Genomic DNA, 24,662 nt, shown 5'->3' on the forward strand with positions numbered 1-24,662 from the left:
TCGTACGTTGATCACGGCAGACTCCCGATCCACAACCCGAGTCCGGCGACGGCAGTCGCCGCCACGAGCACGCCGAGACCGTTGAGCCCGCCGATGACCCATTTGCGCTCCTGGAGGAGGCGGATGGTCTCAAAACTTGCGGTGGAGAAGGTCGTATATCCGCCGAGGAACCCGGCCCCCACAATCAGGTGGACAGTTTCGGGGAGGAGCTGGCTTGTGGTGAATCCGGTGATCAGGCCAAGCAGAAACGACCCGGTCAGGTTGAGGGCGATCGTCCCCCAGGGCATCGTGGCGCGGGTTCGGGAGCGGATGATGCCATCCAAGAACAGACGAGACGCAGACCCGAGCCCTCCGGCGACGGCGATGCCGACAAACAGCAGCGGAGTCATGATGTCGCCTCCGCGTGTGGTCGGTGAGTGAGGGTCGCGACAAGAATGCCCGCCCAGGTGGCGATGCCACCGAGGATGACCGTGCCGACGCTGTACCCGATCCCGGTGCCGACCGCACCGGCGCTGAAAAGGGATGCCGTGTCGGTGGCGAGGGCGCTGTAGGTGGTGAAACCGCCCATGAACCCTGTGCCCAGCAGAAGTCGGAGTGTGCGGCGGCGGCCGTGGTCGGGGCCGCGGCGCACGAGCGCGTCGAGGAGGAAGCCGAGAAGGAACGCACCCGCCAGGTTGATCGCGAAGATCACCCAGGGGAAACCGCCGACCACCGGAACGGCGAGGGTCAGGCCTTCACGCGCGGCGACACCGACGGTCCCGCCCACGAACACGAAAGCAAGGGAGGAGACGCGCAGGTGTACCGGGCGGGGTTCACCTGTCGGTGATTCATCAACGTCGACATCCGGGTCCATCGGAAGCCGGTCAGTGTTCGGGCTGGTGTCTGTCATGCGAGTCCGTAGGGAAGGTCGGGGTGGTCGGTTTCGATCTCGGTGAGACGGTTGTACTTCGCGACGCGTTCCCCGCGGGCAGGGGCACCGGATTTGATCTGTCCGACACCGCTGCCGACGACGAGGTCGGCGATGAACGTATCGGCCGTCTCACCGGAGCGATGCGAGACCATGCACACCATTCCCGCATCACGTGCGGTGCGGATGGCGTCGAAGGTCTGGGAGACGGTGCCGATCTGGTTGGGTTTGATCAGCACAGCGTTGGAGTATCCGTGCTCGGCACCATCACGGATGCGGGCGGGGTCGGTGACGTAGAGGTCATCACCGACCAACTGCACCCGCCCGTCCGCGGCCGTCGCCATGGCCGTCCACCCGTCCAGATCGTCTTCGGCGAAACCGTCTTCCAGGCTGCGGATCGGGTAGCTGCCGATCAGATCGAGGTAGTAATCCACTAGCTGATCCCTGCCGAATTCGAGCCCGTTCACCCGGTAGCGGCCATCGCCGAGATAGAAGCTGTTCGCGGCAGGATCAAGAGCGATCGCCACCTGGTCGACCCGTGGGGTGTATCCGGCCGTGGTGATCGCGTCGACGAGGAGATCCAGCGCCATCCGGGGGTCTTCGATCTGTGGGGCGAAACCGCCTTCATCGCCGAGCCCCGCACTGCCGAACCGTTCCCGGATCAGACCAGCAAGGGCATGGTAGATCTCCGCACCGGTCTGTACCGCATGTTCCTCGGTGGCGGCGCCGACCGGGGCGATCATGAACTCCTGGAAATCCAGGGCGTTCGCGGCATGCACACCACCATTGAGGACGTTGAAATGCGGGACCGGCAACCGCTGGGCAGAATTCGTCTGCTCCGCGATCCATTGGTGCAGCTGGGCGCCTGCCGTGTGCGCGAACGCCCGCGCGGCGACAATGGAGACCGCGACAACCGCGTTCGCCCCCAACCGCGCATAGCTTCCCGTACCGTCCAGGCCCGCGAGGGCACTGTCAATGTCCACGAGACGATCCCAGCTGCGGCCCGTGATCAGGTCGGCGATCTCCCCGTCGACGGCAGCTACTGCACCGTGTACGCCACGACCGTCGTAGGCGCGGCCGTGATCGCGCCGTTCGACCGCCTCATGCTCGCCGGTGGACGCGCCTGCGGGTGCGGCAGCGATCATCCGGGTGCCGTCCTCGAGCATGGCACGCACCTCCACGGTCGGGTAGCCGCGGGAGTCGAGGATGGACCGTCCCGTGAGCTGTGCGAATTGGACGGGAACGCGTGCGGTGGTGTCAGACATGTCAGGTTCCTCCCTGTCGGGCAATGGTGGCTGCCGCGACGGTCGCCGCAGCCGGATCAAGATAGACGCCACCACGCAGCAGCGGGCGGCCATCGTCTCCCATCCGGTACACCAGCGGGTGCCCGGTCGGGATATTGAGGTCTTCGACTTCTTCCGCGTCGAGGTGGTCCACGATCGTGCACAACGCCCGCAGAGAGTTGCCATGCGCGACCACCATCACATCAGTCCCGCCCGTCAATGCTGGTTCGATGCGTTCGCGCCATACGTTCCCGACACGGGCGATGACCGCCGCCAGAGACTCTGTCCGCCCCAACCACCCCGGAACATCACCGAGCGCGACGAACTGGGCCTGCGACATCGGCGGCGGTGCGGTGTGGACGGAGCGCCGCCAGGCGAGGAACTGCTCCTCACCATATTCGGCGAGCACATCCACCTTGCTCTGCCCCGTGAGGGCGCCGTAGTTGCGTTCCGCGAGCCGCCAATCGACTTCCACATACTCCGGCCCACCGTGAAGCACGACCCGCATGATCTCAACCGTCTCGGCTGCCCGGCGCAGGGGGGAACAGAACCAGACCGGCGGGTGCAGATCCGCGTCCTCCAGGAGCGTCGCGGCCGATCGCGCCTCCTCCCCGCCGAGGAGAGTCAGGGGTACGTCAAGCAGGCCGGTGAACAGCCCGGTCGCGTTCGCCTGACTTTCTCCATGCCTGACCAGGATTAACGTGCCCGACATGTTCAGTCCTCGTCCTGCCAGGGAAGATCACCCTCGGCGCCCACCGGGTTGAGGGGAACGACAACGATGGGGCGGTGTTGGCGGTGTGCGAGCTGGACGGCGACGGAACCATTGAAGAACTCGTGCAGAGACCCGCGGATCCCCGGGTCTCTGGTGCCGACGACGATCATCGCCGCATCGACCTCCTCTGCAAGACCGGCCAACTCTTGGGCGGGTCCGCCCGCCAATGCCCGCACCGACCATCGGACCGGATGGTGGTCAAGAACCTCGGCGATGGTGCGGTGAAGGTCCGGGTCGAACTCTTCAACGACATCGTCGGCAAGGTCGGAGTCGATCGGCATCGCAAGAACTCGCCCGTCCGGTTCCCGCACGACGGTGTAGCGCGAGGCGTCGACGCTGACGCAGACCAGATCGGCATCGAAGCGTTCCGCGAACACGGCTGCCGTGGCAACGACCGCCGCGGGCTGGCCGGGGATGACGCCGACGATGATGGATGTGCTGTTGTGCTCCATGATGGTGCTCCTTCTCAGCGTGGACCGATACCGGTGATCAGCAGCGCAACCGTGAACGCGCCCGTGCCAACCAGAACACAGGCGACGATGTGCGCACCGGCCCATTTCCATGGCGCCGGGATCGTCAGATCGCGTGCGGCGATGTAGGCGTGCACGCCAGCGATCACGGAATACGTGGTCAACGCGGCGCCGAAAGGTGGGCCGATCAGGTTCACGTCCGCTGACGTGGCGAACAGGACCCCGAGGATCGCAGCGAACACACCGATGATGAGTAGCTCACTGACCCACAGTCGTGCCCGACGCGGGTCGGGGCCGGCCCAGAGATGCACCAGCTCGCGCAGCACCGCACCGAGGATGAGACCGGCCAGTTGGAACCCGGCAGCAACCAGGAGCGGGCCCGGATCCGTGACCGCGGTGAGTAAATGCACGGGTCTCCTACCTTTGGGGCGCGTTCGCGCCATACAGGTAGGGACTGTTGTCGGAAATCCGAAGTTGGTTACGGCGAGCCCCACCGCCGTGACGCCGAAGCATCCCACCGATCATCTCACACCTACCCCTGCGCCCAGAAGCAGCAGTTTTGGGCGGGATTCGTGCGGCGAACGCCAAGGCCTATGAGGAACAGGGCAGCCCAGCGAGGCGGAGAACAGCGCGCAAGCCGGCGGGTGTTCCTGGCCAGTGTCGTTCGATGGCGGCACTGCCGGCACGACGAGTCGCGAAGCGCAAGGCGATCGCGACGACGAGGGCGTCGTCGGCGTAGCCGAGGACCGGGATGAAGTCCGGGATGAGGTCGATCGGAGACAGTAAGTACACCAAAAGGACGCCGAGCCCCCCCGCACCCCCACCGACACCGTCCTGTCGCTGGCGAGGCGTTTCAGCAACCGGACCACGTCGGGCGCGAGGCGCAGCAGATCCCGGAATAAGGCGCGCCCGGGATGTTTTCTCTGCTCCACCCACAGCACGAACACGAGCACCAGCCAGAGCGCGACGACGCCGAGCAGGACGCTGAGAAGGATTTCCCACCACGCGGACATGACTATGCCACCCCTGGCCGAACGATCCAGATCATTTTTCGGACGACGTCGGCACCCGTGTCAAGGCACGCCTGGTCGCTACCTTGCATCAGGAACCTGTTCTGGGCTGTCGGCCGCTGCGGCCGGTGGGGTGTCCGCAGACGGGGTTGCTCCCCGCATGACGTCATAGACCAACTCGGCATACCCCTCGAGGACCGCCTCGCAGCCGTCCAATCGTTGTTCGGCGGCGTGAGCCTCGGGCAGCCGCAGGACGTCGCGTTTCATGAGATCCCGATACCAGCGGCGCAGACGATCCAGGCTCTGTTCTTCCTCTTCGAGTTCCCCGAAGGTGAACTTGGCCTTCGCGATCTCCTTCGCGATCTCCTTCTCGAACTTCCCGCAGTCGGCCTCGAACTCGACCCACTCATCGAGTCGGGCAGCACGGAAAGCATCCTCGATCATCGCGCCCGATGCGTCGTCACGAGGCGAGGCGTCGATCACAGCGAGCATGCCACCACCCTTCCGGCACAGCTCGGCTGCACGATCCAGCGCCGGTTGAAATGCGGGTCCGGCCGGCATTGCCCATGTTCCCGCCGACACGGGGACTGCCCCCGCTTTCCGCAATTCTCGCCACACCGCGACACGGTGACGCGACGGCTCCGTCGGCAGTTGGACCATCAAAAGAACCCATCGCGTATCGTTCATCACGCGCGCAAATGTAGCACGCGTTACATTGCTAGGTCGAGATGCCGAGGCCATTCCCCAGACGCGGCAGAATGCGCAGCCGTTGTCATCAACGCCGGGGATCGAGGCGACTACTCAATATCGGCGTACTGGGTTCCGAAGGTCTGGTCGTATAGGTCCAGGCCGAAACTGGTCGGAAGGGGCTCCCCAGGCTCGAGTCGGAAGCTCCGCTTGCCGTTCTCCGCGCGTGGCGCCCGCAGGAATACGGCGTCAAGGTCCGGATCGTCCTGCATGGCGCGGGCGAAGTCATATAGGTGCGTGACGCTGCGCACCTGCACCCCGGAGTCGACGAGTGCGCGCGTCACCTCCAACAGGATCTGGGACCCCTCGGCCTCGTTCGTGGAGGCGAACGACTCATTGCACAGCAGCAGATCCCCGGGGCGGATGAGGGCGATGAGCTGTTGCATGCGCTCCAACTCCTCATCGAGCTTCCCGTGCACGAGCTCGGTGTCCTCTTCCCGCGCCCAATGTGTGAACAGCCTTCGGACGGGTCGTGCGTCGAATCGGTCCGCAGGTACGGGTAGGCCCGCTTGCATCATCAGCTGCGCAGTGCCCAGCGCGCGCAGCAGCGTCGACTTCCCGCCCTGGTTCGCGCCGGTGATCACCAGAAGCCCGCGCTGTCCCAAGTGCACGTCGTTGACGACCGGGATGCTCCTGGTGCGCCACGCCAAACATGGGTCGTAGACGCCGTCGGCAGTCGCCGTGTCGGAGGTGAGCGGGTCCGGTGTGCACAGTGGCGCACCGATCTGCCCCAGTGCGGTGACAAGGTTGCCCACCGCCAAATAGAACCCGACCTCGTTGCGCAGACTCGTGAAGAACGCCTGGACATGCTCGGCCGCTTGTGAGGCCGCGTTGGCGACCTCGTTCACGCTGCGATCTTCCAACTCCGACAGGGCGTTCGCACCCGCCTCGTCCCGATCCGGAAGCGTGAAGGAGAACAGTGGCTTCTTCAACGGGGTCCGGTCGAACCACCGCCGGTTCTCGCGCTTCGCCCGCCGCAAGATCTGCCCGGCCACCTGCCCGCCAGGCCCGATTCCCGCACTCATCAGCATCCCGTCGGGAAAAGCCAACTCATGCAGGGTGCGACGCAGCTCGATCATGTAGTCGTCGTCGAGTTCGCGGGCGATGGTGTCAGACAGGCCTCGGAATGCCGGCGACGCGAAAGAGTCATTGAGCACGCTGCGGAACGCACGCAGCCGATCCAGCTGCCCGGCCAGTTCCGTGAGCAACCTCACCCCATATGACAGCTCCATCCCCGGGTGGTTATGCAACGGCAGCCCGAAGATCCCCCGCCGCAGCTCCAACGCGTCGACAGCAATCTGGTACAACTGCTGGGCGTGTCCCGGGTTGCGCAGGCAGTCCTCCAGCGCCTGCTGCCGGTACAGGATGGTCTCCGGATCCTCCACCGGCGCCAGGATCGCAGCCCGTGCGACCGAGCGTAGGAAACCGTCGCCTGCTGCCATCGCATCCCACAGATAGTCCAGTTGCAGATCCTGGACGATGTCGTCCGCGAACTCCGGTTCGTCCCAGCGGGGGTCGAAATCGTGGTCCGCGCTCATCAGATGCACCTTCATCCGCGCACCTCCCGGGCAGCAGGCAGCGCGACGGCAGACGCAGTCTCAAGCCGGGTGAGGATCTGTTCGGACGTGAGCTCGTGTTTCGCCGCCAACGCACGCGCATAGGCAAGACCATCAGCAACACGTCGTTCCACCCGGAAGGTCCGCACCGCCGGGTCGCTCGGATCGACGGTGCTGACCATGCTCACCGTCTTCTCGTTCAACCGGGACAGCTCATCAATGAACGTCACACACACCGCCACTGCGTCCAGCTCACTGATCCGCTCCAACACATCCCTCGTCAAGATGCGGGCATCCTGCAGCGCCGTCGACGCGAACGCCTCATTGATCACAATGACCGTCCGTGCAGTGGCCTCCGCGAACACCTCATGCAGCCTTGCGATCTCCGCCCCCAGACGCCCCTCGAGCGTGTCCAGCTGCTCTTCACGTTCGAACACCGTCAACACCTGGTCGCACAAGAACACCTGCGCCTGCGCACCCGGGACCGGACACCCGAGCGCCGCGAGAAAATGCACCTGCCCGAACACCCGTGCCATCGTCGTCTTCCCGCCCTGATTCGGACCCGAGATGACCACAATCCGCTCGGTCCCGGTCAACGTGAGATCGTTCGTCACCACCACCGGATGCTGCTCCTTCACGAGCCTCGGCGCCAACACCAGATCCCACGCTTCGGTCACCGTGAATTCTTTACTCTCCTCGGACACGATCGGATAGCAGACCGACAACCCGGCCTGCCGCATCGGAATTAGGTGATCCAAATACGCGAGATAAAACCGGACTTCGTCGACGAAACGCATCAGCGTCTGATCGTGATATCCCCGAGTGTTCCCCGCGAAGCGCATCAGTCGAGCAAACGGCCCGGGATGCACCTGCGCGCCCCGCTCCAAAATCCACCCCTGCACATGATCCAGTCCCGGCTCACGGAACGTGGACCGATGATCAGTGACCTCGCCCTGCCGGAACCGTTCGAACACATGAGTGACAACCGCACCCAGATCCGCCTCACCATCAGTCTGCGCAACAGTGACCTTCGCCCCGCGGATCAACGCGTTGTACCGCAACTGGGCGAACTCGTCCTCGATCGCAAGAGCCTCCTTCTCCAAGCCCCCGAACAGCGGCGACGCACGATACTCACCCACATGACGAACGAGCCGTTCCCACCCCTGGGAAACAACTCCTGACGCAGGCAGCGCCTTCGCCAGACCCTCCGCGAAGGCCTCCACCGCACCGATGTACCCGACGACGGCTCGCAGATGCCACAGCTCTGGCTCGAACCGGGAATGCGCCTTCGCGGACGCCTCATCACGCCGCATACAGGTCTGCGCCTCCTCGAGGAAGACCTCGACGACCTGACGCACCCGAGCATCTTCCAACCCGCGGAACACCGCCTGCCGATACTCCACATCCGCCGCGGACTTCAACAGCACGCCGAACGCTGACACAGCACGCGGCGCATCATCGCCCAGCCGTGCGAAGACCTGATCCAACGCGAGATCATGCAACGTCCCATCAGATTGCTGCACCCCGCCGCCATCCCCACGCGACAAGATGCTCTCGAACCCCGCAACAGTTTCAGCGCGCACCTGTGACTCCCTTGCATCACAGGTGCTATCAGCCAATAGGCGGTTCGAGCATCATGCTCCGGCGAGCCCCATCACCGTCACACAACACTCCCACCTCACGTCACCGCCGACAAGGGGACATCGACATCCTCACCCAGATCTCCGCCCTCACCAGCGCCCTACAAAGCGTCGCTGTCGGACTCCTCGAAGACCACCTCCGGCACTGCGTCACCGACGCCGTACGAAACGACGGAGACATCGAAGGCAAGATCCGCGAAGCATCACAAGCCATCGCGCGACTCGTGCGTTGACGCCCCCTCCAGTGGGCTGTTGCCCATCGCTACCTCAACCGCTGGGCTGCGCGCCCCCGCCAGATTGATCACCACCGTGGCGAGTTTCAGCTCCGTAGCTCTGGATAGTTCGACCAGGTGCCGCCGGTATTCCTCTTGCGTCGGTCGGCCGTGTGGCCGCCGATGCCGATGACGTCAGCGATGACGGCGGAGGGCATTCGCATCGACAGGAGGTTCATCCGGGTCTCACGCGACACCCGTGAGCGGATCCCAAGCTCAGCGAGGCGAAGCCGGATGTAGGCAGCCGTCATGTGCGTGCCCGGAGATAACCCCTCGAACAGCCAGCCTGATGTCCCTGCGGCATACCCTCTTCGGGGTTCCGCCGAGAGTTGCCGACGAACGAGATCGCCGACCCTGTCATCGAGCACGACGGGAGTGACACCGAACTGAACGGTCACCTGTTCTGGTGTGACGTTGATCTGATCGCGCGTCAGGCTGACGGCGCGACCGAGTAATTGGGCGTAGAGGAGCACGAACAGCCCGGCGACGCGCACTTCCAGCTCTACGCTCTCGTCCGCGAGGAGAAGATCAGTGGCGCGCCACAGTTCCTCTTCGGTCATCGTCGACATCGTGTTTCGCGCAGCACGGTCATGAGTGGCCAGGTCGCCAGCGAGCCGGGATTTCGTCGCCCACCGGACGAAGTGATCCACCGGTTCCCGGGTCTTGATGCGGGCGGTGTAATGGTCAAGTGTGCGCTGGTCGAGGTCTCCGAGGAGCGTGCCTCTGGCATCTATCCAGGCCAAGAACCGCACGACAGCGGCGAGATGGCCGCGCTGGCCGATGAAGGCCTCCATGGATAGATCTCGTTCGCGATCTCGGTAGCGTCGATGCAGTTTGGGCAGGATGTCCCACCGGTAGAAGCGACGGAGCTTGTTCCCAGACGTGGGCTCGAGGGTGCCCGCCAACGCGGCGACGTGCAATGTGAGTTCGTGCTGCAGCACGTGAATCTGCGGGAGCACGCCGGCTTCGATGAGCAGTCGTCGGAAGTAGCGAGTCGCAGCCCCCTGGGTTAGTAGATCAAGAGCCGAGTGGTCAACATCGAGTGCGCCGGTAGCCATGCCCTTCAGCGTCGATGCGACGTGTGGACGGCGCAGCCAGCTGACCACCGAGCGGGGGTCCATCGGAGCATCCGCGAGGTGCGCACGAAGTCGAGTCAACTCCACAGATGCCGACTCATCGGCACCGATGAGGTCATCGATCCGCACCTGCAAGCGGCACCGTCCGCAGTGGGTCCCGGTCAGGAACTCCTCGCTGCCGCACGTGCGGCACGCGAACCTCGGCGGGTGGCCGGCGCAGGTCGCGCACGTGATCGCACCCTCCTCGGCGATGAAGGCGAGCACCCGGACGTTCCCGCACAGCGGGCATTCGGCAGGGTTTCGTCGGAGGTCGCTGTAACAGACGTTGCAGATCCTCCCGCCGAGCAGAGAGTACAGTCCCGCGGCTGAGCGCCCGCAACGGTCGCAGGTCCGTGTGGTTGCTGCTGCTGTCATCGATCGGGATCGACAGGACGATGAAGCCGTGCCCGCACAGGTCGCAGATCCCCAATCGCGGAGTCACGCCCGCGTGCAGTACCAGTCCTTCTCGCCACCGCCGATTGCGCCGTCACCGTGATCAGATCGTTCGGCTGGCATCCAAAGATGCGGCACAGCGCCGCCAGCACTTCGACATTCAACCTCTCCGGAGTGCGGGTGACCAGCCGATACACCTGCTCGCGGGACAGATCGACACCCTGTTCACGCAAAGGCGTGAGCAGCTCGGTCGTCTGGAACATCCCAACTTCCGCCATCACGGCGCGCAGGTGCCAGTCGATGTGCCCCTTGGACTCAGTTGTCATTGCGGTTCTTCGTGTTCCTCTTCAGTGCGTCAGCGAGCACTCGGTTCTTGTAATCGTCGCCGACGGATGTGTAGATCGCGGTGGTCGAGGCGAATGCGTGCCCCACCTGGTCCTGAACGAACTTCTCGCTGTAGCCCCACTCAATGAGGTTCGTCACGTACGTGTGCCGCAGCGAATGCAGAGTCAACTCCTCCGGAAGCCCAACCTCGTCGCGCAGCTCGGCGAATCGATCGTTCAGATAGCGAGGGCTGACCCTCGTCCGGCGCTCCGTCGGCCAGAGGATACCCGTCTCCCAATCGCCAGTCATTCGGGGCCACCCCTGGTCCACCCAATGAGTGAGGCCGTCAACAATCCAGTCAAACTCGGGAACTGTCAGGACGGTACGTCGCTTGGGCCCGGTACCTCGCGTGCCTTTCCCGTGCCGGACGTATACAGCGCCGAAACTGCCGAACTGCGTAGCTACCGGGTTCGATCGCAGGTCAGCGATGTCGAGTCCGACGCACTCTGAGCGCCGAAGCCCAAAGGCATAGATGGTCTTGAACATCTGGGCATTTCGGAGCGCAGCAAGTGCCCCTTTCCTCTTGGTGTGAACGATGGTCTCGACCCGAGCGTCTGCAGCGTCGAAGAATTGTTCCAGCTCGTCGAATGTGAGAGCGCGCCGCCCCGGCGATCCTTCGTACTCCAGCAGGTGGGTGATTGTGTTCCAGTCGTGGCAGATCTGCTGCGGCGCAGACCCAAAACGGGTCAGGCATTCCGTCTGCCAGCCATACCGCTGGTCGGTGAGGAACTCGCAGAAGAGACGGACATCCGTCTGATAGCCCCGAAGAGTCGACCTCGATAACAGCTTCGCTCCAGACCGCCCACGGGTTGAGTAGTCCTCGAGGTCCTGAGGCTGCCACTGCCATGGGTATGTCGCGCAGTACTCGGTGAAGTGTTCGATGAACCGGCGGCGTCGATCGATGGTTCGCGCCAACAACCCACGACTCGCCTGCTGATCCGACCATCCATCCAGCATCGACTCAAAGACGTACTTCGCCTCATCGAGCGCGACAACGTTTCCCGTCAACCGCAGCGAAGACCGACCAACATCATTTGGACCAGAGCTCACTCCTCCATGTTGCAGCAGATGCATCATTGTTGCAACTATCCGACTCGACCAGGCGCTGTCGGGATGCGCTTGACGCCCTTCCGCGAGAGCCCCAAGCCGGTCGCGGGCGCAGGGAGCCAGCCTCTCGCCTTGATGACGCCAGAAAGGCGAGCTCATCGAGGTCCACCGGGCCTCTGAGGCTCACCGAACAAGAAATCTCAGGGCCGCAACCTCTGTTCAGAAATACCCGATCAATGCGGAAATTGGTGAACAAGGATGCATCTGATGCCGATACTTCTCGCTTCGCCGTGCAAGGCGAGACAGCCGCACAAGCCCAACCCGACGTCCAAGCCTGGCTTCGACGCATCGGACTCTGAACAACCCACCGGAGAGAACCACCATGACCGACCACGCCCTCACCGTCCTCATCGTCGGAGCAACAGGAAGCATCGGGCAGCACGTCGTCGAACAAGCCGTCGAGGCCGGACATCACACCCGAGCGCTCGTCCGCAACAACAGCAAGGCCCGCGGGATCGCTTCCGGAGCCGAGACAGTCATCGGTGACCTCACGGACGCCAGCACGCTTGCAGAGGCCGTTGACGGTATCGACGCCGTTGTCTTCACACACGGCAGTAGCAACGAGCCGGAGGCCGTCAACTACGGGGCTGTGCGCAATGTGCTTCGCGCTCTGAATGGCCGACCCGTCCGGATCGCGCTGATGACAACGATCGGAGTCACCGCACACTACGAGACATCCGAATGGAAGCGACGCGGCGAACGCCTCGTGCGCGCCAGCGGCAACACGTACACGATCGTTCGCCCCGGCTGGTTCGACTACAACGCACCCGATCAGCTGAAAATCACCATGCGTCAGGGCGACACCCACCTCACCGGCACCCCCGCAGACGGCGTGATCGCCCGCAGGCAGATCGCCCGCGTACTGCTCGACAGCCTCACCAACCCTCAGGCCGACCGCCGAACCCTGGAACTGGTCGCCGAACGCGGCCCCGAACAGGCCGACCTCGGACCGGTATTCGGCGCCCTGGAACCCGACGCAACCGGGTCCCTCGACGGCGCCAAGGACACCGACAACCTGCCGGCGTCCGAAGAACCCCAGCGCGTCGTCGACGACCTCAACACCGTCCGCGGCGACGCCTGATCACCGATTGAAGAGGAGATGCACATGAACACCCGCACTCTCGGCCGCAACGGCTTGGAAGTATCGGCCATCGGCTTCGGATGCATGGGCCTCAGCCACGGCTATGGCCACAACCTCGACGATGCGCACGGCATCGACGTGATCCGGCGCGCTGTCGACCTCGGAGTGACCTTCTTCGACACCGTCCAGGTCTACGGCCCTTTCACCAACGAAGAACTCGTCGGCAAAGCACTCGCCCCCGTCCGGGCCGATGTCGTGATCGCCACCAAGTTCGGCTTCGACTTCGACGGAACCAGCGAAACCGGGCTCAACAGCACCCCGGACTACATGCGGCAGACCGTGGATGCATCGCTCCAGCGTCTCGGCGTCGAGAAGATCGACCTGCTGTACCAGCACCGTGTCGATCCGGCCGTGCCGATCGAAGACGTCGCCGGGACAGTGAAAGAGCTGATCGACGTCGGCAAAGTCGCACACTTCGGATTGTCCGAAGCCGGTGCCGACACGATCCGCCGCGCCCACGCCGTCCAGCCCGTCACGGCTCTGCAGAGCGAGTACTCACTGTGGTGGAGGGAACCCGAAGACGTGATCCTCCCCACCCTGCTCGAACTCGGCATCGGACTGGTCCCCTTCAGCCCCCTGGGCAAAGGTCTCCTCACCGGCACCCTCGACAACTCGACATCGTTCGGTGAGGGTGATGTCCGCGCCAGTCTGCCGCGTTACAGCGCCGAAGGCCGCGACGCGGGCCAACAGCTCGTCGACCTGCTCGCCGAGATTGCAACGCGAAAGAACGCGACATCTGCCCAGATCGCCCTCGCGTGGCTCCTCGCACAGAACACCTCGATCGTGCCGATCCCCGGCACGACAAAGGTTCACCGCCTGGAGGAGAACGTCGGCGCATCCTCCGTCGCCCTCAACGATGACGAACTCGCGCAGCTGACGACCGCGTCGAGCCTCGTTGACACCTCGCTCGCGCGGTACCCCGAGAGCATGCAGAAGTGGATCGATCGCTGAGATGTTATAGGCCTGCCGATAACGATCGTTTTTGACGGGCTTCCGCGCCCAGAGCAAGGCGCATGGGGTGTGGAGTTGACCAGTGAGTGGCGGGTGTTTGTGATCGTTCTGTGTCGTTAGTTGCCGATGACGAGGATGCTTGCGGCGGCTTCTATGACGTCGTCTGTGATTGTTTCGAGGTCGTTGATTTTGAGGACGCGGTTGATCTGTGGGAAGAGGCGTTCCAGCAGCCGGAAGTTGCCCCGGGTGATGCGTTCGATCGCTGCGATGGCTTGAGCGTCGGTGAAGTCGTCTGGGTCAAGGTTTCGGCCGAGGTGTTTCCAGTGTCTTTGGAGGACGAAGAGTAGTTCGTCGCGTCCGAGAGCTCGGTAGTGGTGGGAGAATGACTCGCCCCGGCGTGTCTGGAGAGTGTTTTGCTGGTGTCAGCCGGCTTGTTCGACCGGTTCGTTGCGAGCGTAGTCGAGTTGTTCGACCTCGAGGGGCGTGAGGTCGTCGATGGAGCCGTGGGTGCGTTCGGTGTTGAACCACAGCACCCAGGAGGCAGTGGCGGCCTCGACTTGGTCGACGTCGCGCCAGGGCCCTTCGTGGTGGATCAGCTCGGACTTGTACAGGCCGATCTGCGACTCCGCGAGGGAGTTGTCGTACGCGTCGCCGACGGACCCGACGGACGGGTCGATGCCTTCGTCGATGAGCCGGTCGGTGAACGCGATCGACGTGTAGACGCTGCCCGCATCCGTGTGGTGCGTCAGTCCGGTGAACGCGGTGACGCCTTCACGTCGGCGCGCCCATAGCGCCATGTCGAGACAGTCCAGCACCAGCGGCGTCGTCATGCTCGTCGCGGCCCGCCATCCCAGGATGCGTCGGGAGTGCGCGTCGAACACGAACGCGACGTACACCCATCCGGACCACGTCCACACGTACGTGAAGTCCGCGACCCACAGCTGGTTCGTGCGCAGCCGTGCGAAGTGGCGGTCAACGAGGTCGGCAGGTCTGGTCTGCCTCGGCTCCGTATCGACCGGACGCTTGCGTCTGCCGCGAACCACGCCAGCGATCCCCAACTCCCGCATGAGACGTTCGACCGTGCAGCGGGCGATGTCGTGCCCGTTGCGGCGCAACCGAAGCCACAGCTTGCGCGCGCCGAGGACCTTGCGTTGCTCCTGCCACGTGGCCAGGATGATCGGCTTCCACCGCTCATCCGACACCGCCCGAGGCGACTGGCCGCGCCCTCTGGCGTCGTAGTACGTCGATGGGGCGATCTTCACGCCATGCTGGGTCAGCACCGTGCAGATCGACTCGACACCCCATCGCAGCCCGCCGTCGGCGCGCTCCCTGTGCTCGTCGATGAAGACGACTATCTCTTGTGTGGCCGGTCGAGTTCGGCGATGCTCCTATGTCAAGCCGCGGTGGCGAGAATGCTCTTCAGAGTCGTGTTCAGGGTGATCCGAGTGCGGTGGTCGCTCGTGGCTCGGGCTGCTTCGTCCTGACGGAGAGCGGTGAACACGCGGTCCGAGATCCGGCGCCGCAGCAGTCGGAGGGCCTCGACTCGAGTCTTGCCGGCACCGACCTGCTTCGCGAAGTAGACAGCACCCTCGCCACCGAGGCGTTGCTGGGTCACCGCAGCCATATGGAGGGACGTGTTGATGCGTCGATTGCCGCCGCGCGAGAGCCGCACCTTCACGTTGTTGCCCGACCAGACCGGGATGGGCGCCGTGCCGTTGAACCGCGCGAACGCGTCCCTGCTCCTGAAACGGCTGACGCCGGCGGTCTCGCCGACGATCGCAGCTGCCCCAAGTACGCCCATGCCTGGGACGGCGAGGAGTGTCGGGTACTCGGCTCTCACGATTGCGGTGAGCTGTCGTTCAATAGCCGCGATCCGCTGGGTGAGAGTGATGATGTCGGCGAGCAGGTCGCGAGCGATCTCGGCGACCGCACCGTCGATTCCGGCGATCGCGTCGGTGATCTGGTCGAAGACGGTCGCCCGTCGAATTCCTCGTGATGGGACCTCGAGGTCTGGCACGAGTTCGTGCAGGAACCAGCGCAGTTTTGCCTGCAATCCGGTGCGATGCTCGACGAGTCTCTTGCGGTGATCGGAGAAGAGCTTCAGGTCGCGATCCGGTCCGGCGAGGTGAGCGGTCGGGAGATTGTCTTCGCGCAACGCGACGCGCGCGACGGCCTCCGCGTCGATCGGATCGGACTTTCCTGGTTCTCGGGATGACCTCCGCATACCGGCCATCAACCGGGTATGCACCCGCAGCACCTGATGGCCGGCGAGCAACAGGCTCGCCTCCAGAGCGCGGGTGAGGTGACGGCAGTCCTCGACCGCGACCTTCACCATGCCGAACTCGTCGAGCCACTCGAGGATTCGGATGTGACCCGCCTTCCGAGCAGGGACCGTAAGCGCGGCGATTCGCTTGCCGACCTCGTCGATCGCGACGAGCGTGTAACTGTCCTTGTGAGCGTCGATACCAACCGTGATCATGCCGACTCCTTTGTCGTTCCACCAATGACGACCCGACGCTCGGCGGCCGATGGGCACGCCTCAATCGAGCACGACGGCAGTCGCGCAGGCTCCCTATCAGGCCACATCGGTCACCGAGCGTCGGCGTCGACGGGGCGGCACATCGCGGAATAGCCACCATCCAAGATGGAGCAGCGAAGAAAAGAGCCAACCCCGCCGACCGCTCTATCGTGACATTGACGCGAAGAAAGCTGATGCTGCCTTCAAGATCTCGTTCGCACGACGAAGCTCGGCGTTCTCACGCTTGAGGCGCTTGATCTCCACCGCTGCGTCGGTCGTGACGCCAGGCCGGTCGCCGGCATCGACTTGCTGGCGGCGAATCCAGGTGCGGATCGTCTCGGGCGATCCCACACCGAGCATCTGCGCCACCGCGCTCATCGCCTGATACTCGCTCGGATAGTCGGATCGCACCTCGGCGACCATACGGACAGCGCGCTCACGAAGCTCGCGCGGGTACTTACTGGGACGTCCCATGAGACAGATCCTTCCAAGGAATCCTGTCTCCGGACACGCCGGGGCGAGTCAATGGTCGCGCGTCGATGGATGAATCCATGGTCACGGGCGAATCCCGTACGGTCACTCGCGGCACGGGCGACACGGTCACGGCGGGCACTGTCGCCACCGATTCCGGGTTGCGTGTCGAGATCACCGCGACCGGTGACGACACCACCCTCGCGGGCATTCAGCGGCTGGTGACCGAAGCGCAGAGCTCGTCCTCTCGCGCCCAGCGTCTCGCCGACACCGCCGCGGGGTGGCTGTTCTGGTTCGCGCTGGGATCTGCGGCCATCACCGCGATCGTGTGGATATTGGTGGGCTTCCCGGATGCCGCGGTCATCCGCACGATCACCGTCTTGGTGATTGCCTGCCCCCACGCGCTCGGTCTTGCCATCCCTCTGGTCGTGTCGATCGCGACCGAGCGCGCCGCGCGCGGCGGGGTGCTCGTCAAGGACCGTCTGGCGTTGGAGAGCATGCGCACCGTTGACACGGTGCTGTTCGACAAGACCGGGACCCTCACGAAGGGCGAGCCCCGCGTCTCCGAAGTGTCAGTCACCGACGGTCGTGACGCAGACCAGGTGCTCGCCCTCGCTGCCGCCGCCGAGGTAGACAGTGAGCACCCTCTGGCGAAGGCCATTGTCCGTGCCGCTGCCGACAAGAAGCTCACGGTGCCCGGAAGCCGTGACTTCACCTCGTCTCCCGCCGTTGGCGTCACCGCAACCGTGGACGGCACCACCGTCCGGGTGGGTGGACCGCACCTCCTCACCGAAGAGAACGCAGATGAGCTTCCCGTCGTAGACCAGTGGCGTGCCGATGGCGCGATCATCCTCCATGTCGTTCAGGATGGGGACGTCATCGGTGCGCTGAAGCTCGCCGACGAGGTGCGTTCGGAGTCGCGCGAAGCGGTCGACGCGCTGCACGTCTTGGGCGTGCAGGTGGTCATGATCACCGGAGACGCCGAGGCCGTCGCACATGCCGTCGCGCAGGATCTCGGCATCGACCGGGTCTTCGCCGGCGTGCGCCCCGAAGACAAGGCCGCGAAGGTCCAAGAGCTGCAGAAAGAGGGCCGGAAGGTCGCGATGGTCGGCGACGGCGTCAATGACGCCCCCGCCCTCGCGCAGGCCGACGTCGGGCTCGCCATCGGAGCGGGCACGGATGTGGCGATCGCCTCGGCTGGGGTCATCCTCGCCAGCGACGACCCCCGCTCTGTGCTCTCCGTGATCGAGCTGTCCCGTGCGGCGTATCGGAAGATGAAGCAGAACCTCTGGTGGGCCGCGGCCTACAACCTCATCTCCGTCCCCCTCGCCGCCGGCGTCCTCGCACCCATCGGGTTCATCCTGCCGATGTCGGTCGGCGCGATCCTAATGTCGCTGTCCACGATCGTCGTCGCCCTCAACGCCCAGCTGCTGCGACGCCTCGACCTCAGGCCGGAGACCACGACCCGGACCATCCTCGACCGATGACCATGACGAACCCGGAGGACGTGATGGCCGACGCCATTGAACCCGCAACGGCCTGCGACCACGGTGAAAACGGCTACAGCAGCGACAACGTCCGCTACCTCGCCCCCCTTATTCGTGAGGTCCTCCCTGACCTCTTCGCAAGACCCTAACAACTCGCATTCTGTTCGCCAACCGGTGAGGACTGGCGTGAGGACTACTTCATCTCGCCGTTCTGATCGGCGTGCTCTTCCGCACGGAGTCTCTCACGATCGTCCTTTAGACCATCGCGCACACCCTTGCGGACGGCACCGTAGACGGCGTAAGCCAACACCCCAATGGTGACGGCGGTCAGGGCGAGCAATGACAAGGGGTCCATAGGCTCTCCTCCAAATTTCGGTTCACTGTACGCCGTCGGCCGTCGCGGGCTGAGGCTCGTAGTCATGTCGTTCGGCCTCGTGGGCGGGCGTCACCAGAAGGCCGAAATGAACGCACAAGAGGCTGCAACTGTTGAGAGACAGAGGCGTTTGGTCGCGCCGCATCCGATACCCCGCCCGGACGGGTGACGGTCCGTCTGTATGCGGACGGATCTCGGGCATTCTCTTCGATGGAGGTCCCTGTCGAGCAGGCCAACGCCGATGATCAGATCAGCCCATATTCGATCCAAGGAGGCAGCTACTCATCCGCCGCCCCGCCGCGACGAATGCAGAGCACCACCATGCTGCGGACATCGCACCCATCGGCACGTCGCGGTCGGAGACGGCTCGTGGACGAAGCAGCTGACATCTGCTCGCCGATCGTCTCTCATCCTGGTCTCATGATCGGGGTTCTAACGTCACTGTCATGAGAGATTCAGCGATCGTCCTGACGCGGCTCAGCCGCAGGTTCGGGGCCACACCCGCGGTCACCGATGTGAGTGTCGAGATCCCGGCGGGCGAGATCTTCGGCCTGCTCGGCCACAACGGGGCGGGCAAGACGACGACGGTCAACATGCTGACCACCCTGCTTCCGCCGACGTCGGGAGACGCGGTGGTCGGAGGGAAGAGCATCATCGCGGATGCTGCGGCGGTGCGCAGTCTGATCGGCTATCTGCCGGAGAACGTGCAGTTCTACGACAATCTGACGCTGGTGGAGAATCTGCAGTTCTTCGGTCGACTGTCGGGGTTGCGCCGCCCGGATGCACGGATCGCGGATGTTCTGCGGTTCCTGGACTTCACGGGGCACGACAGCCAACGGCTGGGCACGTTCAGCAAGGGTATGCGTCAGCGGGTAGGGATCGCACAGGCGATCCTGCACGCCCCGGCCGTTCTCTTTCTGGACGAGCCGACGTCTGGCCTGGACCCGGAGGGCGTCCGAACCCTGCGCGAGACGATCGTGCGACTGAACAAGGAACTCGGGCTGACAGTGTTCATGAACACGCATCTGCTCTCAGAGGTCACCCGCACGTGCACCAGCATCGGCATCCTCAATCAAGGACGCCTGGTGCACCATGACACGGTCGCGAGCACTCTGGCGGCGTATCCCGAAGAGCAGTCGTTGGAGGAGATCTTCTTCCAGCTGGAGCGGGCCGGGACACCGTGAATGGCTTCTGGACGAGCGCCCGGCATGAGGTGCTCAGCATCACCCGCGCACGCATCGCACTATTGCTACTGATGGTGTTCGTCGGCATGGTGTCCGTGTCTGCGATTATCGGATGGATCACCACGCGTACCGTCACCTCCGTGTATGAGGGCATCCTCGCGGCGGGTCTGACCGCCGCGCCCAACCCGTTCACTGACGTGGCCCCGCTGTACTACGCACGTAACTCGGCGATCTACGTTGTCTTGATCGGGTGCCTCATGGCGATCGTCCTCGGCGCGCAGGCCACGCTCCGCGACCGCAAGCAGGGCACCTCCATCCTGGTGCTCACCCGCCCTCTCGCCATCCAGGCGCGTCTGCTCGGGCAGCTGGCCGGGATCGGGCTGGTCCTTGCCACGGTGTCACTGGTGAGCACCCTGATCAGCTGGGTCTCGATCGCGATCATCACCGGAACCCCCCTCGGCGGGGACCTCACCGCCCGGCTGGTGGGCTTCGCGGGCACGTCGTGGTTGCTGCTGATGGTCTTCGCGATCATCGGGATGATCTCCGGCCTGTTCGCCCGCCGCGAGAGCACCGCCTTCCTTGTGCCGTTCGTGGTGTGGAGCGGAATCACATTCGTGCTGCCCCAGTTGGGCTCCGCCGCCCGGCCTGTGGCACTGCTGAACCCCGTGCCGGCTGTTCCCGTCGCGGGGGACTCGTTCTCGGTCCTGTCCGCGTTGACCGGCCCGCTCGCGATCACTGAACAGTTCAAGACGACCGCGAGCGTGCTGCTCCAGAACGACCTGGTGGTCGGCAGCGCCGGGGCCGGTGTCCTCGTCCTGGCGATATTCCTGCTCGCGGGCCTGATCGCGATCACCGTGATCCCTCGACGAAAGATCCGGAGTGCCCTTCATGACTGACATCGCCACGGTGGCCCGCAAAGAGATCCTGGAACTGCGCCGCGACCGCCTTTTCCTCATCCTGATCGGCTTCCTCGCCGTCGTCACCGTGATCTCGGTCGCGGTGGGCGCCGCCGACTTCCGGGCGCAGCTGGACGCCTACACCCTGTACGTCGCAGACGTCACTGCCAGCGGCTCCGGTGTGACGCCCGCCGCCCCGCAGCTGTTCCCCCTGCAACTACTGCGAGGTGGGATGGAGTACCTCGAGATCCTCGGGGCGCTGTTCGCGATCGTGTTGGGTTACGCCACCATTGCGAAAGAGAAGCATCGCGGGACGTTGCCGCTGCTGCTCAGCCGCCCCGTGCAGCGCTTCGCGCTGGCCGGCGGCAAGATCGCAGCCCTTGCGACGATATGGGGACTGGTCGTGCTGGGCCTGGCGATCGTCTCCGCCATCGCGGTCACCACCATCGGCGGGGGAACCCTGACCGGAACCGACCTGGCCCGGCTCGCAGTCAGTTGCGGCTTCGCCTGGTTGTACCTGGTGTTCTGGTCGGCCATCGCGATCGCTGTCACTGTGCTCACTAGGCAGCTCAGCGCCGGACTGATCATCAGCCTGCTGGTCTGGCTGACCTTCGTGCTGCTCATACCCCAGATCGGCGACACGATGGACCCGGACAATCAGGTCCCGGGCGGGCTGTTCGCCGCGTTGCAGATTCAGAAACCGGATGAGCTGGCCGTGCTCGCCCAGTTCGCACGCTTCGACAGCATCCGCAACGGACTGGAAGTGTCCTCGGTTACCAAGCACTTCGAACGGATCGCGTTCGCGTTTCTGGGGATCAAGGGCCAGTACAACCAACAACCACTGCCCGTGGTGTGGATGGCGATGCTGCCCTACATCCTCACGCTCACCGCCGCGACCGTCGCCTCCATCACTATCGCCAGCGCCGTCACCACCCGGCGCGCTCTGCAAAGGAAACAATCATGAACACCAAAAACCTGATCCCTTTCGTCGCCGCAATGGTCCTGACCGCCGGCGTCCTCACCGGCTGCCAAGCTGCCACCGGCACCGCCCTGGCGACCCCCGGTGCCTCTGCCAGCGCGACACCGGGCTCCAACTCCGTGCTGCCGGTCGCGTCCAACCCGATCAGCAACACCAGCACGGCACCAGGTCTGAGTATCGCCTCGGCGGCCGTGGAGGACCTCGTCGACCCGGCCACCGGGAAGGCGATGGATGACCGGCTGCAGATCACGTTGACCAACAGCACCAGCACACCCTTGACCAACGTCGAGATCTACTATCAGATGACCGATGTCACCACCCAACAGTCTGAGGGGTACTACATGGCACTTGATGACGTGACAATTCCTGCCCAGGACGAGACGACCGTGTACTTCGACAACGGCACCGAGCCCGGGCACTTCCCCGAGAACACCTTCAGCCTGTACCGCACGTCCACCAACCAGGTCGATTTCGTCATCCAGGCCAGCGCCGACGGCGTTCAGGTCGCTACCGCGAACGCATCGAAAGGGGCCGGTACCGGTGAACAGCCCGACTGACCGACGCCCCGGCCTGCGGCAGGCGGGTGCCCGGTGAGGATTCTCGTCGTCGAGGATGACGTCGCGCTCGGCGACGTCATCCGCCGCGCCCTCGCTGAGACCGGGTATGCCGTCACCATCGCCGGAACCGCTCCGGGCGGGATCGAAGCATTCGAGATCGACACGTACGACCTGGTCGTCCTGGATCTGATGCTCCCCGGACTGCCGGACGGCGGCATGGGCGTCTGTCGGCGCATCCGCGAGATCAACCACGACACGCCGGTGCTGATGCTGACCGCGCTGGACTCGATGCGCTCCAAGGTCGCGGGGCTGGACGCGGGCGCCGATGATTACATCGTCAAACCGTTCCACCTGGTCGAGTTGTTGGCCCGTACCCGGGCGCTGCTGCGCCGCGCGCCGCGCGCACAGCCGCCGGTGCTCACCGCCCAGGGCGTCACCCTGATTCCCTCCACACAGACGGCGATCCGCGATGGGCGTACCATCGACCTCACCCCCAAGGAGTATGCGGTCCTGGAGTACCTGATGCGCAACGCAGGTACGATCATCAGTTCCACCGAACTGATCGACCATGCCTGGGACAGCAACTACGAGGGGTTCAGCAACGTCGTGCAAACGTACATCCGCTACCTTCGCCAAAAGCTGTCCACGCCCGGTGAATCCGACATCATCCAGACTCGCCGGGGCGCCGGTTATCTGATCGCGGCAGACGAATGATCTTCCGCCGTGCGACGATCCGCCTCACCGTCGCGTACACGGTCATCCAGCTGGCGATCTTCGCGATCTTCGCGATCGGCGTGTACACGTTCGTCACCGGAACGTTCGATTTCGACGCCGCCGAGAGCGATGGCGAAGGCGCAGTTAATGCCGCGGAGCAAGGATTCGCGTTGCTGCGCACTGCGCTGATCGTGTTCTATGCCTGCCTCCTCGTCGTCATCCCGCTGTTCAGCTGGCTGATGGCACGTTCGGCGCTGAAACCGATCCGGGTCAGCTTCGAACGACAACAGCAGTTCGTCGATGGTGCTTCCCACGAGATGCGCACCCCGCTCAGCGTCATCCAGGGGGAACTCGAACTGGCTCTGAGTCGCTCCCGTTCACCCGCCGAGTATCAGGAAGCGATCACTGTCGCACTTACGGCCACGGGTGGGCTCATCCGGCTTACCGAGGACCTGCTGAAACTGTCCCGCACGAGCAAGGCGGAACTCTCCGACAGCTTCACCCTGATCGATCTGAATGAGATCCTTCCGGAGCTGGTCGTCGCTGCTGCGGGCCGCCGCGACGATGTTCACATCGCCGTCGACACTGGGCCCCCGCTACCGGTGCGTGGATCAGCCGAACTCCTCTCGCGCGCGATCGGGAACGTCCTCGACAACGCAGTGAAGTTCAGCGGCCCGGGCGGCGCTGTCACCCTCAGTACCACCCGCGGCGACGGGGGTGCAGCCGTGATCCGGATTGACGACGACGGTATCGGAATGACTCCCGCAGAACTCGTCCATGCTTTCGACCGGTTCTGGCGTGCCGAAACATCACGAACCACCCCGGGGCACGGATTGGGGTTGGCGTTGACAAAGCAGATCATGCAGGCCCATGACGGCTCCATCGCTCTCGAATCCTGGCCCGGGCGCGGGAGCACGGTCACCTTCAAAATACCGACCGCCACGCGCTGACCGCGAACGGATGGTCCACCGACAGAGCCAACGGGCGACGGTCCGGAGGCAATTCTGGCGCTCTCACGTTCATCTCATCGCCTTCTTCTTAGCCTGTATTCACAGTCGAGAACTCACTCGATCTTCAACGAAAGGCAGTCCGCAACCGCCACTGCGGCGGTGAACGACACCGCGAAGGAGAACAGCATGAAGACAACAGCCAAGCGGGCGATCGCCACCGGCGCACTCGTCACCGCACTCGCCCTGGGCGGCACCGGAGTGGCCGTCGCCACTACCGGCGCGGCAAGCGCCCCGGCAAATACCACCAACAGCGAGCAGGACCCCGGCTACGTCGGAACCATCCCCGCTCCAAACGACGGCACAGCCGACACCGAGGAAGCCGACGGCGCCAAGGGCGCCGAAGGCGCAGAAGCTGCGGAAGGGACGGAAGGCGCAGAAGGGGCGGATGACTCCGCTGCCGAAGCTGCACAGTCGACCGCCCTGGAAAGCCTCGCGAAAGTCACGCCAGAGGAGGCCACTGCGGTCGCACTGAAGGCGGTCTCCGGGACGGCCGCCGCCGCACAGCTCGAGAACGAGAACGGGTTCGTCGTCTACGGCATCGAGGTCACCACCGCCGACGGCACCGTCATCGATGTCAAGATCGATGCCGGCGACGGAACAGTTCTCGCACAAGACACCGCAGACTCGGAGACCTCGGACTGATTGCGTCGCCTGCGACCGTGAGGGTCTGCGCCCGGCATTTGCGCCGGCGCAGACCCTCGAGTCGTTGACGCCGCCCGGCTGCA

Annotated in this window: 25 protein-coding genes, 5 pseudogenes and 1 riboswitch; of the genes and pseudogenes, 12 read left to right on the forward strand and 18 right to left on the reverse strand. The window is 64.5% G+C overall.

Translation table 11 applies throughout. From position 1 onward, the window contains the following. Window positions 1-11 precede the first annotated feature (11 nt). The 10 genes and pseudogenes from crcB to BGO46_RS08705 all read right to left on the reverse strand — a co-directional run bounded on the left by crcB (window position 12) and on the right by BGO46_RS08705 (window position 8,328). The gene (gene crcB, locus BGO46_RS08660; RefSeq protein ID WP_292897856.1) at window positions 12-389 is read right to left on the reverse strand and encodes a fluoride efflux transporter CrcB; all 378 of its coding nucleotides are present in this window, start codon (window positions 387-389) and stop codon (window positions 12-14) included. Continuing rightward, window positions 386-889 carry a CrcB family protein gene (locus BGO46_RS08665; RefSeq protein ID WP_292897858.1) on the reverse strand — a complete coding sequence of 168 codons (504 nt, stop codon included), beginning with the start codon at window positions 887-889 and terminating at the stop codon, window positions 386-388. Before BGO46_RS08665 ends, crcB begins: the two co-directional genes overlap by 4 nt. After that, the gene (gene eno / locus BGO46_RS08670; protein WP_292897860.1) at window positions 886-2,172 is read right to left on the reverse strand and encodes a phosphopyruvate hydratase; all 1,287 of its coding nucleotides are present in this window, start codon (window positions 2,170-2,172) and stop codon (window positions 886-888) included. Before eno ends, BGO46_RS08665 begins: the two co-directional genes overlap by 4 nt. 1 nt (window position 2,173) lies before the next feature. Further along, window positions 2,174-2,902 (reverse strand): 2,3-bisphosphoglycerate-dependent phosphoglycerate mutase, encoded by a 729-nt coding sequence (locus BGO46_RS08675; RefSeq protein ID WP_292897862.1) that lies wholly within the window; start codon window positions 2,900-2,902, stop codon window positions 2,174-2,176. 2 nt (window positions 2,903-2,904) lie between these two features. Next, window positions 2,905-3,414: a universal stress protein gene (locus BGO46_RS08680; protein ID WP_292897864.1), complete on the reverse strand. Its 510-nt coding sequence runs from the start codon at window positions 3,412-3,414 to the stop codon at window positions 2,905-2,907. Between the two features lie 14 nt (window positions 3,415-3,428). Next, the gene (locus tag BGO46_RS08685) at window positions 3,429-3,758 is read right to left on the reverse strand and encodes a hypothetical protein (protein WP_292897866.1); all 330 of its coding nucleotides are present in this window, start codon (window positions 3,756-3,758) and stop codon (window positions 3,429-3,431) included. A gap of 376 nt (window positions 3,759-4,134) precedes the next feature. Continuing rightward, window positions 4,135-4,233 (reverse strand): annotated as a pseudogene (locus tag BGO46_RS14630) (DUF1232 domain-containing protein); the annotation flags it as partial. Between the two features lie 290 nt (window positions 4,234-4,523). Beyond that, the gene (locus BGO46_RS14635) at window positions 4,524-5,183 is read right to left on the reverse strand and encodes a Chromate resistance protein ChrB (RefSeq protein WP_366246810.1); all 660 of its coding nucleotides are present in this window, start codon (window positions 5,181-5,183) and stop codon (window positions 4,524-4,526) included. Window positions 5,184-5,239: 56 nt separating this feature from the next. Then, window positions 5,240-6,742, reverse strand: coding sequence for a hypothetical protein (locus BGO46_RS08700; RefSeq protein ID WP_292897870.1), 1,503 nt, complete (start codon window positions 6,740-6,742; stop codon window positions 5,240-5,242). Then, window positions 6,739-8,328, reverse strand: a complete 1,590-nt coding sequence (locus tag BGO46_RS08705; protein ID WP_292897872.1) for a hypothetical protein — start codon at window positions 8,326-8,328, stop codon at window positions 6,739-6,741. Before BGO46_RS08705 ends, BGO46_RS08700 begins: the two co-directional genes overlap by 4 nt. A 12-nt stretch (window positions 8,329-8,340) precedes the next feature. After that, window positions 8,341-8,413: riboswitch (Fluoride riboswitch) on the reverse strand. Between the two features lie 34 nt (window positions 8,414-8,447). Here BGO46_RS08705 and BGO46_RS08710 point away from each other — a divergent pair. After that, a pseudogene (locus tag BGO46_RS08710) lies at window positions 8,448-8,618 on the forward strand (metal-sensitive transcriptional regulator); the annotation flags it as partial. 86 nt (window positions 8,619-8,704) lie between these two features. On the opposite strand, the gene BGO46_RS08715 reads toward BGO46_RS08710, so the two are convergent. The 3 genes from BGO46_RS08715 to BGO46_RS08725 all read right to left on the reverse strand — a co-directional run bounded on the left by BGO46_RS08715 (window position 8,705) and on the right by BGO46_RS08725 (window position 11,626). Further along, window positions 8,705-9,997, reverse strand: coding sequence for a hypothetical protein (locus tag BGO46_RS08715; RefSeq protein WP_292897874.1), 1,293 nt, complete (start codon window positions 9,995-9,997; stop codon window positions 8,705-8,707). 146 nt (window positions 9,998-10,143) lie between these two features. Beyond that, on the reverse strand, window positions 10,144-10,491 hold the full coding sequence (locus BGO46_RS08720; protein WP_292897876.1) for a helix-turn-helix transcriptional regulator: 348 nt from the start codon (window positions 10,489-10,491) through the stop codon (window positions 10,144-10,146). Beyond that, window positions 10,481-11,626, reverse strand: a complete 1,146-nt coding sequence (locus tag BGO46_RS08725; protein WP_292897878.1) for a tyrosine-type recombinase/integrase — start codon at window positions 11,624-11,626, stop codon at window positions 10,481-10,483. Before BGO46_RS08725 ends, BGO46_RS08720 begins: the two co-directional genes overlap by 11 nt. Window positions 11,627-11,978: 352 nt before the next feature. Here BGO46_RS08725 and BGO46_RS08730 point away from each other — a divergent pair, with 352 nt between their 5' ends. Then, window positions 11,979-12,737, forward strand: coding sequence for an SDR family oxidoreductase (locus BGO46_RS08730; RefSeq protein ID WP_292678107.1), 759 nt, complete (start codon window positions 11,979-11,981; stop codon window positions 12,735-12,737). 24 nt (window positions 12,738-12,761) lie between these two features. After that, window positions 12,762-13,748, forward strand: coding sequence for an aldo/keto reductase (locus tag BGO46_RS08735; RefSeq protein WP_292678106.1), 987 nt, complete (start codon window positions 12,762-12,764; stop codon window positions 13,746-13,748). Between the two features lie 116 nt (window positions 13,749-13,864). On the opposite strand, the pseudogene BGO46_RS08740 reads toward BGO46_RS08735, so the two are convergent. The 4 genes and pseudogenes from BGO46_RS08740 to BGO46_RS08755 form a co-directional block, all read right to left on the reverse strand. Beyond that, a pseudogene (locus BGO46_RS08740) lies at window positions 13,865-14,155 on the reverse strand (ATP-binding protein); the annotation flags it as partial. A gap of 15 nt (window positions 14,156-14,170) precedes the next feature. Then, entirely contained in the window at window positions 14,171-15,103 is a 933-nt protein-coding gene (locus BGO46_RS08745; protein ID WP_292678111.1) for an IS3 family transposase, read from the reverse strand. 38 nt (window positions 15,104-15,141) lie between these two features. Next, window positions 15,142-16,284 carry an IS110 family transposase gene (locus BGO46_RS08750; protein ID WP_298045743.1) on the reverse strand — a complete coding sequence of 381 codons (1,143 nt, stop codon included), beginning with the start codon at window positions 16,282-16,284 and terminating at the stop codon, window positions 15,142-15,144. A 174-nt stretch (window positions 16,285-16,458) separates the two neighbouring features. Further along, window positions 16,459-16,740: pseudogene (locus BGO46_RS08755) on the reverse strand (transposase); the annotation flags it as partial. A 41-nt stretch (window positions 16,741-16,781) separates the two neighbouring features. Here BGO46_RS08755 and BGO46_RS08760 point away from each other — a divergent pair. Both BGO46_RS08760 and BGO46_RS08765 read left to right on the forward strand, forming a co-directional pair. Beyond that, window positions 16,782-18,224: pseudogene (locus BGO46_RS08760) on the forward strand (heavy metal translocating P-type ATPase); the annotation flags it as partial. Further along, window positions 18,221-18,373, forward strand: a complete 153-nt coding sequence (locus tag BGO46_RS08765; protein ID WP_158497520.1) for a hypothetical protein — start codon at window positions 18,221-18,223, stop codon at window positions 18,371-18,373. The pseudogene BGO46_RS08760 and the gene BGO46_RS08765, both read left to right, overlap by 4 nt. A gap of 44 nt (window positions 18,374-18,417) precedes the next feature. Here the strand turns inward: BGO46_RS08765 and BGO46_RS08770 are convergent, their stop codons facing one another. Next, window positions 18,418-18,579, reverse strand: a complete 162-nt coding sequence (locus BGO46_RS08770) for a hypothetical protein (protein ID WP_185740470.1) — start codon at window positions 18,577-18,579, stop codon at window positions 18,418-18,420. Window positions 18,580-19,112: 533 nt separating this feature from the next. Between BGO46_RS08770 and BGO46_RS08775 the strand changes: the two genes are divergently transcribed. The 7 genes from BGO46_RS08775 (at window position 19,113) to BGO46_RS08805 (ending at window position 24,579) form a co-directional block, all read left to right on the forward strand. Continuing rightward, a complete protein-coding gene (locus BGO46_RS08775; protein WP_292678104.1) occupies window positions 19,113-19,781 on the forward strand; it encodes an ABC transporter ATP-binding protein in 669 nt (222 codons plus the stop codon). Beyond that, window positions 19,778-20,677, forward strand: coding sequence for an ABC transporter permease (locus tag BGO46_RS08780; protein ID WP_036296859.1), 900 nt, complete (start codon window positions 19,778-19,780; stop codon window positions 20,675-20,677). The genes BGO46_RS08775 and BGO46_RS08780 overlap by 4 nt, the downstream gene beginning before the upstream one ends. After that, a complete protein-coding gene (locus tag BGO46_RS08785; protein ID WP_141880422.1) occupies window positions 20,670-21,641 on the forward strand; it encodes an ABC transporter permease subunit in 972 nt (323 codons plus the stop codon). Before BGO46_RS08780 ends, BGO46_RS08785 begins: the two co-directional genes overlap by 8 nt. Beyond that, window positions 21,638-22,213, forward strand: coding sequence for a hypothetical protein (locus BGO46_RS08790; protein ID WP_141880423.1), 576 nt, complete (start codon window positions 21,638-21,640; stop codon window positions 22,211-22,213). The genes BGO46_RS08785 and BGO46_RS08790 overlap by 4 nt, the downstream gene beginning before the upstream one ends. A 33-nt stretch (window positions 22,214-22,246) precedes the next feature. Further along, on the forward strand, window positions 22,247-22,927 hold the full coding sequence (locus BGO46_RS08795) for a response regulator transcription factor (protein WP_036294218.1): 681 nt from the start codon (window positions 22,247-22,249) through the stop codon (window positions 22,925-22,927). After that, the gene (locus BGO46_RS08800; RefSeq protein ID WP_036294215.1) at window positions 22,924-23,877 is read left to right on the forward strand and encodes a HAMP domain-containing sensor histidine kinase; all 954 of its coding nucleotides are present in this window, start codon (window positions 22,924-22,926) and stop codon (window positions 23,875-23,877) included. The genes BGO46_RS08795 and BGO46_RS08800 overlap by 4 nt, the downstream gene beginning before the upstream one ends. A gap of 159 nt (window positions 23,878-24,036) precedes the next feature. Beyond that, window positions 24,037-24,579, forward strand: coding sequence for a PepSY domain-containing protein (locus tag BGO46_RS08805; RefSeq protein WP_275279370.1), 543 nt, complete (start codon window positions 24,037-24,039; stop codon window positions 24,577-24,579). Window positions 24,580-24,662: the final 83 nt, after the last annotated feature.

Origin of the sequence: Microbacterium sp. 70-16 (assembly GCF_001898315.1) — a bacterium.
Taxonomy (GTDB): Bacteria; Actinomycetota; Actinomycetes; order Actinomycetales; family Microbacteriaceae; genus Microbacterium.